The organism is Methylorubrum zatmanii, assembly GCF_014845115.1.
Taxonomy (GTDB): domain Bacteria; phylum Pseudomonadota; class Alphaproteobacteria; order Rhizobiales; family Beijerinckiaceae; genus Methylobacterium; species Methylobacterium zatmanii.
In genome coordinates, this window is sequence record NZ_NKUI01000195.1 from 1 (window position 1) to 14,144 (window position 14,144).

At 71.1% G+C, this 14,144-nt stretch carries 15 protein-coding genes; 5 read left to right on the forward strand and 10 right to left on the reverse strand.

The window, feature by feature from the left end; all coding sequences use genetic code 11:
* The coding region (locus MZTS_RS20605) for a transglycosylase domain-containing protein (RefSeq protein WP_192285240.1) at nt 1-1,897 on the reverse strand (1,897 nt) is incomplete at its 3' end.
* A 111-nt stretch (nt 1,898-2,008) separates the two neighbouring features.
* Here MZTS_RS20605 and MZTS_RS20610 point away from each other — a divergent pair.
* Nucleotides 2,009-3,331, forward strand: coding sequence for an MFS transporter (locus tag MZTS_RS20610; RefSeq protein ID WP_343068817.1), 1,323 nt, complete (start codon nt 2,009-2,011; stop codon nt 3,329-3,331).
* Nucleotides 3,328-3,450 (forward strand): hypothetical protein, encoded by a 123-nt coding sequence (locus tag MZTS_RS25515; protein WP_281397077.1) that lies wholly within the window; start codon nt 3,328-3,330, stop codon nt 3,448-3,450. The genes MZTS_RS20610 and MZTS_RS25515 overlap by 4 nt, the downstream gene beginning before the upstream one ends.
* A gap of 108 nt (nt 3,451-3,558) precedes the next feature.
* Here MZTS_RS25515 and cydB read toward each other — a convergent pair whose 3' ends face one another.
* Both cydB and MZTS_RS20620 read right to left on the reverse strand, forming a co-directional pair.
* Complete coding sequence (gene cydB, locus MZTS_RS20615) at nt 3,559-4,602, reverse strand: cytochrome d ubiquinol oxidase subunit II (protein ID WP_192285241.1); 1,044 nt, start codon at nt 4,600-4,602, stop codon at nt 3,559-3,561.
* An 85-nt stretch (nt 4,603-4,687) separates the two neighbouring features.
* Nucleotides 4,688-5,014 carry a hypothetical protein gene (locus MZTS_RS20620; protein ID WP_192285242.1) on the reverse strand — a complete coding sequence of 109 codons (327 nt, stop codon included), beginning with the start codon at nt 5,012-5,014 and terminating at the stop codon, nt 4,688-4,690.
* A 400-nt stretch (nt 5,015-5,414) separates the two neighbouring features.
* Between MZTS_RS20620 and MZTS_RS20625 the strand changes: the two genes are divergently transcribed.
* The 3 genes from MZTS_RS20625 (at nt 5,415) to MZTS_RS20635 (ending at nt 8,665) form a co-directional block, all read left to right on the forward strand.
* The gene (locus tag MZTS_RS20625; protein ID WP_192285243.1) at nt 5,415-7,373 is read left to right on the forward strand and encodes an ATP-binding protein; all 1,959 of its coding nucleotides are present in this window, start codon (nt 5,415-5,417) and stop codon (nt 7,371-7,373) included.
* Between the two features lie 160 nt (nt 7,374-7,533).
* Nucleotides 7,534-8,277 (forward strand): peptidoglycan-binding domain-containing protein, encoded by a 744-nt coding sequence (locus MZTS_RS20630; RefSeq protein WP_192285244.1) that lies wholly within the window; start codon nt 7,534-7,536, stop codon nt 8,275-8,277.
* 46 nt (nt 8,278-8,323) lie between these two features.
* The gene (locus MZTS_RS20635; protein ID WP_192285250.1) at nt 8,324-8,665 is read left to right on the forward strand and encodes a DUF1491 family protein; all 342 of its coding nucleotides are present in this window, start codon (nt 8,324-8,326) and stop codon (nt 8,663-8,665) included.
* Between the two features lie 18 nt (nt 8,666-8,683).
* Here MZTS_RS20635 and MZTS_RS20640 read toward each other — a convergent pair whose 3' ends face one another.
* The 7 genes from MZTS_RS20640 to MZTS_RS20670 form a co-directional block, all read right to left on the reverse strand.
* On the reverse strand, nt 8,684-9,679 hold the full coding sequence (locus tag MZTS_RS20640) for a DUF2336 domain-containing protein (protein WP_192285245.1): 996 nt from the start codon (nt 9,677-9,679) through the stop codon (nt 8,684-8,686).
* Nucleotides 9,680-9,779: 100 nt separating this feature from the next.
* Nucleotides 9,780-10,226 carry a hypothetical protein gene (locus MZTS_RS20645; RefSeq protein WP_192285246.1) on the reverse strand — a complete coding sequence of 149 codons (447 nt, stop codon included), beginning with the start codon at nt 10,224-10,226 and terminating at the stop codon, nt 9,780-9,782.
* Nucleotides 10,227-10,232: 6 nt separating this feature from the next.
* Complete coding sequence (locus MZTS_RS20650; protein ID WP_009864539.1) at nt 10,233-10,562, reverse strand: hypothetical protein; 330 nt, start codon at nt 10,560-10,562, stop codon at nt 10,233-10,235.
* Nucleotides 10,563-10,567: 5 nt separating this feature from the next.
* Nucleotides 10,568-11,038, reverse strand: a complete 471-nt coding sequence (locus tag MZTS_RS20655) for a rod-binding protein (RefSeq protein ID WP_192285247.1) — start codon at nt 11,036-11,038, stop codon at nt 10,568-10,570.
* A 74-nt stretch (nt 11,039-11,112) separates the two neighbouring features.
* Nucleotides 11,113-11,523 carry a hypothetical protein gene (locus tag MZTS_RS20660; RefSeq protein WP_009861964.1) on the reverse strand — a complete coding sequence of 137 codons (411 nt, stop codon included), beginning with the start codon at nt 11,521-11,523 and terminating at the stop codon, nt 11,113-11,115.
* A 6-nt stretch (nt 11,524-11,529) separates the two neighbouring features.
* On the reverse strand, nt 11,530-12,300 hold the full coding sequence (gene fliR / locus MZTS_RS20665; protein WP_192285248.1) for a flagellar biosynthesis protein FliR: 771 nt from the start codon (nt 12,298-12,300) through the stop codon (nt 11,530-11,532).
* The coding region (locus tag MZTS_RS20670) for an FHIPEP family type III secretion protein (RefSeq protein WP_192285249.1) at nt 12,297-14,144 on the reverse strand (1,848 nt) is incomplete at its 5' end. The genes MZTS_RS20670 and fliR, both read right to left, overlap by 4 nt.

Below are 14,144 nucleotides of genomic sequence, written 5' to 3' on the forward strand. Positions count from 1 at the left end.
AATCCTGGCTGGTGCCGGTCTTGCCGCCGACGGCGAGGCCCGACACCCGCGCGGCCTTGCCGGTGCCGGATTCCACCACCGCCTGGAGCGAGTCGAGGATCATGCCCTGGACCTGCCCGTCCATCGGCGCGCCGGGCTTCGGCGCGGGCCGCTGATAGAGCGGCTGCGGCCCGTTTCCGCGGATCGTGCGGAGGAGATAGGGCTCCACCGGCACGCCGGGGCCGAGCACGCCGGCATAGGCGCGGGTCATTTCGAGGAGCGTCACATCGGCGGAGCCGAGGGCGAGGCTCGGCACGTCGGGCAGATCCGATTGCACGCCGAGCCGCCGCGCCTCGGCGATCACGGCCTTTGTGCCGACCTCCTCGCCGAGCTGGGCGGCGATGGTGTTGACCGAGAGCGCGAAGGCCGAGCGCAGGGGCAGGGCGCCCCGGAAGCGGTTGTTGGAGTTCTGCGGCTCCCACTCGCCGATCTGGGTCGGGCGGTCGACGAGCACGCTGTCGGGGAAGAAGCCCTTGCCGTAGGCGGCGAGGTAGACGAACAGCTTGAACAGCGAGCCCGCCTGCCGCTTGGCCTGGGTCGCCCGGTTGAACTGGCTGTCCTCGTAATCGCGGCCGCCCACCATGGCGAGGATCGCCCCGTCCGGCGCCATCGCCACCAGGGCGCCCTGCCCGACCTTCTTCTTCGTCCCCTCCGCGTCGAGGCGGCGGGCCAGCACGCCCTCGGCGAGGCTCTGGAGGTCGAGGTTGAGGGTGGAGCGGGCGGTGACGTCGCCGGCCGCCTCGGTCAGGCGCTTCACGTCGCCCGACAGGGCGTCGAGGAAGTAATTGGTGCCCGGCGGCGTCTCGGACGGGGTATGCAGGACGAGCTTCTCAGCCCGCGCCTTGTCGGCCTCGCCCTGCGTGATCGCGCCGGTCTCGACCATGGCCTGGAGGACGAGGTCGGCCCGCTCCTTGGCGCCGCCGAAATTGCGGGTCGGCGCGAGCTGCGAGGGTGCCCGCACGAGGCCGGCCAGCATCGCCGCCTCCGGCAGGGTCAGCTTCTCGGCGCCGTGCCCGAAATAGCGCCGGGCCGCCGCGTCGGCCCCGTAGGCGCCGGCTCCGAAATAGGCGGTGTTGAGGTAGCCGACCAGGATTTCGGGCTTCGAGAGGGTGCTCTCCAGGCGCAGGGCCAGGAAGGCCTCCTGGATCTTGCGGCGCAGGGTCTTCTCCTGGCTGAGGGAGGTCAGCCGCGCATATTGCTGCGTGATGGTGGAGCCGCCCTCGCGCACGCCGCCGCCGGTGGCGTTGCGCCACACCGCCCGCGCCATCCCGCGCAGGTCGATGCCCCAATGGCTGTAGAAGCGCCGGTCCTCGATCGCGACGATGGCCTGGGCGAGCCGGGGCGGCAGGGTCTTCTCGGTGAGCTTCTCGCCCTGGAAGGCGCCCCGCGTGGCGAAGGAACGGCCATCCTCGGCCTCGACCACGAGGGCGCGCTGCGCCGCCTCGGGCGCGACCCCGCCCAGGGGCGGCAGGGTGGCGAAGGCGGCGAACACGTAACCGGCCAGGATCACCAGCGGCAGGCCGACCAGGGCGGCAAGCCCGACGAGCCAGGGCCGGCGGCCCGGCCGGACGCGACGGGGCGGCCCGGCGGCGGGCACCGGCTCCTCGGCCGGTCCGGCCCGAACGGGAGCGGGTTCGGCCCTACGGAAGCGATCCGCGGCCCGGGCGAAGACCGGAGCGGCCTCCCTGGACGCGTCGCGGCCGCTGCGCCAAGCGCGATGCCACGCGCTGCGCCCGGCGCTGCCGGCGAGGCGCCCGAGCTGGCGCGCCAGCAGGGCCGCCGCCCGTGCCGCCTCGCGCGCCGCCGCCCGCGTCTCGGCCCCGTCCTCGCCCGGCCTCTCCGGTCCCTGCGCCGTCATCGCGAACCGTTCGCCACCCGCCGGAAATCCCGCATCATGGGCCGACCTTATCGGAGCCCGGACCGGTAAAGCTATGCACCCGAAGGGGCAGGCGACGAAGGATGCGGACGGGTGACCCGCAGGACACGCTCCGGCGCCTCACGCGCGTCGGCGATCCGCGGTATCATCCCGTCGAGGCCTCTCCCGAGGCCCCTCCGGATCCGTGATGTCGCTCTCCACCCGCTCCCCTCGCCGGCCATCCCCCTGATCGCGCTCGCCTGCGGCGCGGTGATCGTCACCATCGCCATGGGCATCCGCCAGGGCTTCGGCCTGTTCATGCGGCCGATCGAACTCGAACTCGGCGTCGGGCGCGAGAGCTTCGGGCTGGCCATGGCCGTGCAGAACCTGATCTTCGGGCTCGCCCAGCCCTTCGTCGGCGCCCTGGCCGACCGCTACGGGGCGGGACGCGTCGCCGCCTCCGGCGGCCTGCTCTACGCCCTCGGCCTCGTGCTCGCGGCCTTCGCCTCCAGCGCCCTCGGCCTCACCCTCACGCTCGGCTTCCTGCTCGGCCTCGCCATGGCCGGGGTCACCTTCGTGGTCGTGCTCGGGGCGGTGGTGCGCCTGATGCCGCCGGAGCGGCGGGGAGCGGCCGCCGGCATCGTCACCGCCGGCGGCTCTGTCGGGCAGTTCCTGCTCGTGCCGGCCACACAGATCGCGGTGGACGGGCTCGGCTGGCGCGGGGCTCTGCTGGCCGCGGCGGCGCTCGCCGCCCTGATGACGCCGCTCGCCATCGGCATCGTCCGGCCTGCCGCCACGTCGGTGCCGGTGTCCTCCGCCATCGGTGACTTATCCTTCGGCGCCGCCCTGCGGCAGGCCTCGACCCATCGCGGCTACTGGCTTCTCAATGCCGGCTTCTTCGTCTGCGGTTTCCATATCGCCTTCGTCTCGACCCACCTGCCGGCCTTCCTCGCCGATGCCGGCCTCGATCCGGGCGTGGGAGCCCGCGCCCTGGCGCTGGTGGGGCTGTTCAACATCTTCGGCTCCTACGCCTTCGGCGTCGCCGCCGACCGGCTGCGGAAGAAATACGTCCTGTCGTGGATCTATGCCGGCCGCGCGCTGGTCATGGCGCTGTTCCTCGCCTTCCCCGTCACGCCGCTCTCCGCCACGCTGTTTGCCTGCGTCATGGGCTTCCTGTGGCTCGGGACCGTGCCGCTGACGAGCGGCCTCGTCGGGCAGATCTTCGGCGTGCGCTATCTCTCGACGCTGTTCGGCATCGTCTTCATGAGCCATCAGGTCGGGGCGTTCTTCGGCGCCTGGGGAGCGGGGTTCATCTTCGCCCGGACCGGCTCCTACGACATGGCCTGGACCCTCTCGATCGGGATCGCCCTGCTCGCCGGCCTGCTCAACCTGCCGATCCGCGACGTGCCCCTGGCGCGGCGGGCGAGCCCGGCATGACAAGGGCCGAGGAACTCGCTCTCCTCGCCGTTCTCGGCGGGCTGACGCTCCTCGGCGCGCTGCTCTGGGCGCGCGAGGGGCTGGTGCTGTGGTTTCGCGCCGGATTCGGCTTCTGCTGAACCGGGCCGCCTCTCACCGCGCGATGGCGCGGATGAAATAGACGAGCGCGGTGAAGGCGACGAGGCTCAACCCGTAGAGCAGGACGAACCAGAGAAGGCGGCGGCCTCTCAATGGTAGCTCGCCGCGTTCGGGTTCTCCTCGATCTTGCCCCTGAAGACCCAATAGGCATAGGCGGTGTAGGCGAGCGTCAGCGGCATCACCACGGAATAGCCGACCAGGGCGAATTGCAGGGCGGAGGTCGCGTTGGCCGCCTGCCAGATCGTGATCTTGGGCGGCACGATATAGGGGAAGAGGCTGATCGCGAGCCCGAGGAAGCCCAGCAGGAACAGGGCGATCGTGAACAGGAAGGGCGCTACCGTGCGCCCGTCGTCGAGCGCCTTCCAGATGCGCCAGCAGACGAAGGCGGTGACCAGGGGCACCGGCGCCACGAAGAGGATGTTCGGCCAGGAGAACCAGCGCCACTGGATGTGGAGCCCGAGGAAGGGCACCCAGGCGCTGACGACGGCCATGGCGATCACGGTCGCCACGAGGAACTGCTTCGCCTTGATCCGCGACCAGATCTCCAGCTCGCCGGAGGTCTTCATCACGCACCAGGTCGCGCCGAGGAGCCCGTAGCCGCAAACGAGGCCGATGCCGGTCATGACGCTGAACGGGGTCAGCCAGTCGAGGGTGCCGCCGGAAAAACCCCGCCCCTCGGTCTGGAAGCCCTGGACGAAGGCGCCGAGCACCATGCCCTGCGCGAAGGTGGCGGTCAGCGAGCCGTAGTGGAAGGCGTTGTCCCAGACGGCGCGGGAACGCTCGGCCTTGAAGCGGAACTCGAAGGCGACCCCCCGGAAGATCAGCGCGATCAGCATCAGGATCAGCGGCAGGTAGAGGGCCGGCAGCAGGATCGCGTAGGCCACGGAGAAGACCGCGAACAACCCGCCGCCGCCGAGCACGAGCCAGGTCTCGTTGCCGTCCCAGATCGGCGCCACCGAGAGCATCATCCGGTCGCGCCAATTGCCCGGCCGCGCGGCGGTGAACAGGATGCCGACGCCGAGATCGAACCCGTCGATGACGACGTACATCGCCACCGCGAGCGCCAGCAGCCCGGCCCAGACCAGAGGCAGCCATAAGGCGAGGCCCTCGTATTCGTTTCCGAAGCCGAACATCGTCGCTCCTTCCCCGGCCCCCGGCCGATCGGCCTCCGGTGCCCGTCCGTTATAGGCGCCCCACCGTATCCCGCCAGAACCACGCTCAGTGCGATGCGGGTCCACGCCAGGATGGCTGGCGGTCGCCGGCGGAGAGGGTGTCGGCGGAGGGACGCGGGGCCGCGCCCGGTCCGGCGAGGTGCCGGACCAGGACCTCCGCCCCGGCGCGGCTGACGGTCTCACGGGTTTCAGGGGGCAGCGCGCTCACCAGGGCGCCGATGCCGCCGGTGGTCAGACGGTCCACGGTTTCGCCCACCGCCAACCCCGTCGCGGCGACGGTGTGCGGCGCCACCGGCGCCTCTCCGTCCCGGCGCAGGAGCGCGAGATAGGAGAGGGCGCCGATCACCAGGGCGGCGCGCAGGAGAAACGACATCGATCCGGTCCTTCGGTGCACGCGTCCCGGCTCCGCCGCGCCGGGGCGAGGCTGGGTCGCGGGCCGGATCCTGCCACTGCCCGGGCACCGCCGGGTGAAGCCCGCCGGACATCGTTCGCCCTAACAGCGGACGTGGTGAACGAAGGCTTTTTCTCAGGGCGGCCCGCCTGTCCAACACCGCTTCCACGCTCTGTGCCGAGGCCCTCGCTGCCCTGTCCGGGAATGTGGAAAGTGGGGATGAGGCCCCCGCTTCGGGCCGGTCCGGCAGCGCGGTCCGCGGCAAGTGAGCGACCCTTTTCATCCTCGCTTAAACCGCCTCTGCGACGGTTTGCTCGAGATCGTAACGAGTAGTCGAGGGGCGCGGGACCTCCGGGGTGTCGGATGGTGTTTCGCGCTGTGCGTGGTGGTGTTGCGTAACGACGGTGCCCTTGCCTCCCTCCTCGATGCCCGCCTCGCCGGGCTGGTCCATGCCTCCGTGCTGGCGGAGCCGAGCGTGCGCTTCCGCCACGAGCGGTTCCTGATCTCGCGGCTCGCGACCGGCGCGGTGATGATGGCGGCGCTGCCGCCCTATCTCGTCTGGCGCGGCGTTCCGAGCGGCATCGAGGCCATCGCCATCGCGAGCCTGTTCCTGCCGGTCTTCGCTGCCGTCGTCCTGTCGCGCACCGGCTCCCTCTGGATCGCCCACGCCCTGTCCTCGGCCGGCCTGACCGGCCTCGTCGTCTGCCTCGCTGCCCTGACCGGCGGCGCGAGTTCCGCCGCCGGCATCTGGCTCGTGGCGGTGCCGCTGGAGGCGATGGTCTCGGGCTCGCGCCGGGCGACGGTCGCCGCCTCCCTCATCGCCGCCCTCGGGGCCTTCGCGGTGGCGCTCAGCGGCTTCCTGCCGAGGGGCGGCCTCGTCCTCGATTGGCCCAACGCCATCGCCGTCCCGGTCTTCGCCGTGACCGCCATCGGCCATGTCGCGGCCCAGGCCATGGAGCATATGCGCCGGGAGGGCGAGTGGCGCAGCCGCATGCGGGACAACGAGGCCCGCGACCGGCTCCTGCTCTCGGCCATCGACGATCTCGTGACGTGGCACGACGCCAACGGCCGCGTGCTGGAGGCGAGCGGCTCGGCCGCCCGCTTCGTCGGGGCCGAGGCGAGCCGGCTGCGGGGCCACGGCCTGCTCGACCGGGTGCATATCGGCGACCGGCCGGCCCTGCTCCAGGCGATCAGCGACGTGGCCGCCCACGGTATGCCGGCCATCGTGCCGTTCCGCCTGCACCTCGACATTGCCCGCGCCGACGGCACCCGGACGATCTTCGCCGAGATGCGCGCCCACCGGATCGAGGCGGGGCTCGCGGGAGCCAACGGCTCGACGGTCGTCGCCGTGACCCGCGACGTTTCCGAGCATCGCCGCCACGCCCAGGAACTGGACCGCGCCCGCGCCGAGGCCGAGCGCGCCGACGAGGTGAAGACGCATTTCCTGGCGACCGTCAGCCACGAGTTGCGCACCCCGCTCAACGCCATCATCGGCTTCTCCGAGGTGCTGTCGGGGGAGGGGGCCACGGGCCTGCCGCCTGAGCGGGCCCGCGAATATGCCGGCATCATCGCCCATTCCGGGCGGCACCTGCTCGACGTGGTGAACACCCTGCTCGACATTTCCCGCATCCGCGGCGGGCATTTCGAGCTTCAGCTCGAACCGGTCGATGTCGAGGGGCTGATCCGCAGCTGCTGCGACCTGATGCGCCTAAAGGCCGAGGCCTCGGGCATCACCCTGGTGGCGGCGCCGGTGCCCGCCGGCTGCGGCCTCATCGCCGATGCCCGTGCCTGCCGGCAGATGCTGATCAACCTGATCTCCAATGCCGTGAAGTTCACGCCGCGGGGCGGTCGGGTCGAGGTCATGGTCCGCCGGGGCGGCGCCTATCTCGATTTCGTGGTGAGCGATGACGGCATCGGCATCACCGAGTCCGACCTGCCGCGCCTCGGCGACCCCTTCTTCCAGGCCGGGCGCGGCTATGGGCGGACTTATGAGGGCACCGGCCTCGGCCTCTCGGTGGTGCGCGGCCTCGCCGGCCTGCATGGCGGCGCGATTTCCATCGAGAGCGCGCCGGGCAAGGGTACCGTCGTCGCCGTGACCCTGCCGCTCGATTGCAGCCGTGCCAAGCTGGGGTCGAAGGCGGGGACCCAGACCGCCTCCACCGCGATGGCCGGGGGACTCGCCAGCGAGCCGGCCGGGACGGGCACCAAGCCCGCGCCGATCCGGGCGATGGTGAGAAGCAGCGTCGCCGCCGAGCCGACTCCCGAACCGCGCCGCCTGCCGGTCGGCCTGTTCGATCCCGCCCCCGAGACCGTAGCCCGTCCGATGCGGCGCGCCGGATGAGCGGCATGGTCTCATCCACCATCCAGTCGATCCCCTCGGGATGGCGGATGTCGATATCGCTCAAGCGCCGCGCGGGCTTACGGATACGGGACCGCATTGAGCGAGCGGATCCCTTGTCGGGTTCCCGCCCTCGGCGACGCCAACCTGAAGGAGCGAAGTGATGCGCGAGACGCCCGCGAGACGGGACCAGCGCGAGATCGTCGTGCCCGGCGACATGCGCGCGCCCCGCAGCCCGGCCCGGCCCCGCAAGGCGGCGCCCCGCAGGCCGGCCGCATCGGGCTGGAAGGCCGGCGCCGTGTCGGCCCTGTCGGGGGTGGGGCAGCTCTGCCGGCGCAATCCCGGAGGCGTATTCGGAACCGTGATCGGCGCCGCTGCGGCGGTCTATGTCTGCGTCAACGCCATGGGGCTCCAGGACGGACGCCACCCGGCCCCGATCCTGCCGACGGTCGAGCCGAAGCCCGTGGCCGCGCGGCCCGCGCCGCCACCGGTTCGGGAGATCCGCACGGCCGAAGCGAGCAAGCCGGCTCCCGTGCGGGAGGTGCCGGTCGCGCCCCGCGACCCCATCGCCGACATGATCCGCTCGGGTGAGACCACAGCCTCGGTCACGCCCAGGGCCGAGCGCAAGCCGGAGAAGGCGGTCGCGAAGGAGAAGGCCGAGCCCCCGAAGGTGGAGGCGAAGCCCGAGGCTCCGAAGCCTGACCCGACCGTCATCCGCGTCCAGCGCGCCCTGGCCAAGCTCGGCTACGGCCCGCTCAAGGATGACGGGCTGATGGGGCCTGGCACCAAGGCGGCGATCGAGAAATTCGAGCGCGACCGCAAGCTGCCGGTCAAGGGCGAGGCCGCCGGCCCGACCCTGCGCGCCCTGACCCGCGAGATGACCGCCAAGGCGGGCGCTCAGGGCTGAAGGCTGGGGGATCGACGGCATGACGCGGCGCGCCTATGGCAGCGCCATGTCACGCCTCCGCTCTGATTTCTGGGTTTCCGCGCAGCTGCGCCGCCTCAACGGCGAGGGCATTCCGGCGGTGCAGCGCCGTCGCGGCGCGGCGGAGGCGGGCGCGGTCTTCGTGAAGGTCGACCGGCTCGACGGCAGCGCCGACCTCTACGGCCCGGCGCCGCAGGCGCTGATCGAGGCGGAGGATGCGGGCGAGCGCCGCTTCACCGCCGTGCTCTCGGCAGCCCCGGTGCCGGATGTCGAGGACCGCCTCGCCCGGGAGATCCGCTTCGATTCCGATCTCTGGATCATCGAGATCGACGACCGCGAGGGCCGGCATGGACTGCCGCTCGCGGAGTGATTTTTTTCGAAGAACGCGTCAGCTCGTCCGGCGCAGGCGGGAGGGGAGGGCCGGCCGCAGGCCGCCGCGCTCGGACGACGCGGCGCTCCGCTTGGCTTCCGGGCCGTGGAACGGCTGGTACTCGCCGCCGCCCGCGCGTTCCAACACCGGTGCGCCGAGGATCGCGCAGAGCAGGTCGCGGGCGGTGGCCCGGTCGGTCTCGCGGAACAGCGTGACCAGGGAGAAGACCCGGTCGACCGAGCGCGCCACGGTGTCGTTGAGGGTGAGGAAGATGAAGACCGCCTCGCCCTCGCGCAGATCCGCCGTGCGCAGCGCCAGCGTCAGCAGATCGTAGCGGGCGGTCGGGTCGCTGGCGGCGCCGAGATAGTTCTCCGGCAGGCCGAGCCCTTCGCCGAGGGCGGTGATGAAGCCTTGGATGTCCCTGCCGTGGGAGCGCTCCACCAAGGTGGTCGCCAGCGTCCGTGGCGGGCGGGGGCAGGGCCGCAGGGCCGCCGTGACCTCCACCGCTGCGGCGATCGCCCGGCGCTGCTCCGGCCCGGCATGGAGCCAGAGCGGGGCGAGGTCGGCGGGGGGGATGTCGGGCCGGGCGAGCAGCGTCCGGGCGAGGTCCGCGTCGGAGCGGGCGCGGGCGAGCAGGCGCTCCAGCGTGCGGGTGCCGATCAGTGCGCCCGGATTCTCGGCAAGGGCATGGTCGGCTTCCGCCTCGCTCTCCGGCTCCCGGGGCGGGTCCACCGGAAAGCCGCGGGCTTCGAGGGCGGCGCGCACCGCCGCAGGCACGTCCGGGCAGCCGCCGAGCTTCTCGGCGACGATGCGCACGGTCTCCGCGTCCACGGTCGGAATCAGGCCCGCCGCCAGGGATTCGAAGGCCTGGAGGATGGCCCGGTCGTGGACGGGGGCGGCTAGGAACAGGTCGGTCTGGACCCGCAGGATCACGGGCTTCAGATCGATCGCGGGATCGCGCGAAAGCTCGATGAGGCCGGACAGGTCCGGCGCGTCGGCGACCGATGAGGACATGGCACTTCGATTACGCGGAACTCACTCGCACGGAGTAGAACGGTTCTGCGTGAATCGACCTTTAAGAGGCCCGCGCCGCGAGTGTCCCGCAGCGGCCGGATCAGGAGCGCACCTCGCGCTTGGCCACGAAGTTCAATTCGTCCACCAGCACGTCCTTCACCACGTCGGAGCCGAGGCGTTCGTTCACCTTGGCGCGGATCTGGGCGAGGCGTGCGTTGATGTCGTAGCGGGCGAGTTTCCGGAAATCGAGGGTGGTGTCGCCGTAGATCTGGCGGAAGGCCTCATCGACGACGAAGGCGTTGGGCGCGACGGGCAGGGTGTGCATCAGCTTGGCATCCGCCGTGAACACCAGCACGGCGATGACGTAGCCCTGCACCTTGCCCTCGGCGACCATCGGAATGTTGATGGGGGCGAGCTTCTGATACTGCAGCCCTTCCAGGTAGGGCTCGGTCGATTTCGAGAAGAAGCCGCCGCCGAAGGTCACCGCCGCGTAGCACGAGGCGATGGTGACCGCGCAGATCCACAGGCCGGTGACGAGGACGCGCATCGCTCGTCAGCGTCCGGGACGCGGGGAATAGGTGCCGTCGGATTCGGCGGCCTGAAGGCTGGCCTGGAGCACGTCGCCGATCTCCTCCACCGCCCGCAGGTGCAGGGCGACGGCTTCCTGGTTGCGGATCAGCTTGTCCCGCAGGCGGGCCAGCACGATGCCGGTATCGGCGTCGAGCGCCCCGGCCTCGACGGACCGGGCGAGGCGGGTGAGTTCGAGCAGGCTCTGGCTCTTGGCGCGGTTCACCGCGTCGAGATCGAGGGCGCCATTGGCCGCCAGCGCCTCGGTCTCGGCCTCGATGGTGGCCTCCAGGCGCTTCAGAGATGCGAGCAGCATGGGCGTCAGACCTTGCTTGCCACACCGGTGGCCGAGGTGGACGGCGTCGGGGTGATGGGGTGAGACTTGTCCAGCATCCGGGCGATGCCGATGCCGCCGGTCTTGGCGATCTGCTGGCCGAGCTGCTCGGCCAGCATGGATTTCCAGATGCCGCCGGCATTGCCCTTGCCGAACACGGTCTCGGCCTTGGGCAGCATCGCCTCGACGAATTGCTGGATCACTTGCCCCTCGAACTTGCGGTAGGGGTCGGCGCTGCCCTTCAGGGCGGTGTCGTTCTTCAGGCCGGTCAGCGTGCCATGGGCATCGAGCGGCAGATGCGTGCTCAGCCCAGCCTCGCGCGCGGCCTCGTCGGCGGCGCTGGCGAAGGCCGCCGGATCGCCGGGCTGCGACAGCTTGGAAGCGGCCTCCTGGTAGCGCGCCGGGTCGGCGGCGCGGGCCACATCCATCACGATATCGGAGGGAGGGGTGATGCTCATCGGGTCATCGCGTGTCGGGCGGCGGCCCCGGCCGGATGTCGGAGCGCCGATGGTGAGGTCGTAGCTGCCCTGGCTTACGGGAGGCTTGCGTCGCGGCGTTGGGTCAGGGCGTCGAGCCGCTCCATCGCCTCGGCTCGCTCGCGCTCGCGGTCGAGCAGCCCCTCGATCCGCTCGGCATTGAGCTCGGCGCGCTTGCGGGCGAGTCCCTGCTCGCGCACCGCATCGCTCTGCCGGGCGGCGATGGCTTCGAGCTCGGTCGCCCGGCTGGCCAATCCGCGCAGGCGCCGGTTGGCGGATTCGAGAAACAGGTGGCCGTGGGCGGAGGATCCGACGGCGGCGAGCAGGGCCGCCCGGTCCGCCTCGACGCCATCCGCCTCGCGCCGGGTCTGGGCGAGCTGCAACTCGGCGGCCCGGCGCATCTGCTCCTGTACGGCGGTGAGCCGCTCGGCGCGCTTGAGCCGTTTGGCGAGGTCGGCGGCGGACATCGCCCGTCAGCCCCGCCTGAGCCAGGCGACGTAGCCCGCGAGGAACTGCGTCATGAACTCGTTCGACAGGTAATAGAGCAAGATCAGCGCGCCGCACATCACGAAGGGCGTGGCGACGAAATAGACGGGAATGGTCGGCGTCAGCTTGTTCACGAAGCCCGCCGCGAGGTTCACGCCCACCGCGTAGAGGATGAAGGGCGCGGCGATGCGGAGGGCCAGGGTGAAGGCCGCGCCGATCTGGTCGGCGATGCGCACCAGGGCGGTCTGCGTGCCGAACCCCTCGCCCGGCGGGATGCGGGCATAGGATTCCACCAGCCCGCGGAACAGTTCCCAATGCAGGTCGGCGGCGAACATCAGCGCGACGGCGGTGACGACGATCAGCGTCTCGACCGCCGGAATCGCGTCGCTGCCCTCGATCGGCGTGCCCGGCATCGAGCCGAACCCGACCATGGTGGCGGTGGCATTCATCACCGTCTCCAGGACGAAGATGAAGATCCGCCCGAGCAGGCCGATCAGCAGGCCGGTCATGGTCTCGCTGCCGATCCAGCTCAGCGTCTGCATCGGCGCCTGCCCCGACAGCTTGGTCTGGAGCAGCGGCAGCAGCAGCGGCGTGACCGCGAGCGACACGCCGCCGGCGATCAGCAGCCGCACCTGCGCCGGGACGCGGGGGCTGGAGAAGCCCGGCACGATCAGCAGGCAGCCGCCGATCCGGCAGAAGATCAGGAAGGTGGCGATGAAGGCGTCCCCGCCGAGGAGGCTCCCGAACAGCGGGATCACGAGATGGTGCCCAGCGACCGGATCTCGACGCCCCGGGCGATTTCCAGATGCGAGAGCACGGGAAGCGTCGGGAAGATCCGCTCGATGATCATGCGCACATAGGGCCGGGCATCGGGGGCGGTGACCAGGGCGAAGCCGTGGACCTGCCGCATCCGCTCGCGGATCGCCTCGCCGGCCTCGGTGCCGAATTGCTCCACGAGGCGCGGGTCGATGTCGAACTCGATCACCTCGCCCTTGGCGTCGCGCTTCAGGCTCTGGTGGAAGGTGAGGTCCCAGTTGGCGCCGAGCCGGAGCACGTGCAGCACCCCGTCCTCGGCGAGATCCCCGCAGATCTGCTGGGCGACGCGCATCCGCACATGCTCGGCGATCTGCTCGGCGCGGCGGGCATGGGGCGTGATCTCGGCCACCGCCTCCAGGATCAGGTGCAGGTTGCGGATCGAGACGCGCTCGGCGAGCAGGAGCTTCAGCACCGCCTGGAGGCCGGAATGCGAGATCTGCGACGGGCAGATCTCGTCGATCAGCCGCTTGTATTCGGGGTCGAGCCGGTCGAGCAGTGCCCGCATGTCCTTGTAGGACAGGAATTGCGGCAGGTTGTTGCGGATCACCTCGGAGAGGTGGGTCAGCAGCACCGAGGCGCCGTCGATCGCCTCGAAGCCGGAGCGCCGCACCTCGGCGGCATAGGCGTCCACGACCCAGAGCGCCTTCATGCCGAAGGCCGGCTCGCGCACCTCCTCGCCCGGCACGTCGGGGCGGGGGCCGTCGCCGACGACGACCAGCAGTTCGCCCGGGCGCATCTCCTGCGTGGCGGCCACGGTGCCGTGAATGCGGATCTGGTACTGTTTCGGCGGCAGGTTGAGGCTGTCGGTGAGCCGGATGTCGGGCACGACGAAGCCGTATTGGCGCGCGAACTTGCGGCGCATCTTGGCGACCCGGTGGTGCAGCTCGGCATGGCTGCCCTGGATCTGCGCGCCGACCTGACGGCCGAGGCAGAGTTCGATCTCCGGCGTGCGCAGCTCTTCCTTGACCGAATCCTTGTCCTTCGCCTCCGCCTGCTTGGCCTCCTCCTCGCGCTTGGCCTTGGCGGCGGCGGCCGCGGCGACGGCGGCGCGGCGTTTCGGGATGGTGATCGCGACGAAGCCCATCAGGCCGGAGAGCGCCACGAAGGGCAGGAAGGGCAGACCGGGGACCAGGGCGAACATCAGCATCAGCGCGGCGGCGACCAGCAGCGCCCGCGGATAGGCGCTGAGCTGGCCGAGCACCGCCTCTTCCGCCGCGCCGCGGGTGCCGCCCTTCGAGACCAGCAGGCCGGCGGCCAGCGAGACGATCAGCGCCGGGATCTGCGAGACGAGGCCGTCGCCGACCGACAGCTTCACGAACACGTCCGCCGCCTGGGACAGGGGCATGCCGTGGCGGGTGGTGCCGATGATGACGCCGCCGAAGACGTTCACCGCGATGACGATGAGCGAGGCCACCGCCTCGCCGCGCACGAATTTCGAGGCACCGTCCATCGAGCCGAAGAAGGCCGATTCCTCCTCCAGCTCCCGGCGGCGGCGCTGGGCCTCCTTCTCGTCGATCAGCCCGGCATTGAGATCGGCGTCGATCGCCATCTGCTTGCCGGGGATGGCGTCGAGGGTGAAGCGGGCGCCGACCTCGGCGATCCGGGTCGCGCCCTTGGTGATGACGAGGAAGTTGACCGTGATCAGGATCATGAAGACCACGATTCCGATCACGAAATCGCCGCTCATCACGAATTGCGAGAAGCCCTGGATGACGTGGCCGGCGGCGTCCACGCCCTTCTGGCCGTTGGCCAGGATCAGGCGTGTCGTGGCGATGCCGAGGGCGAG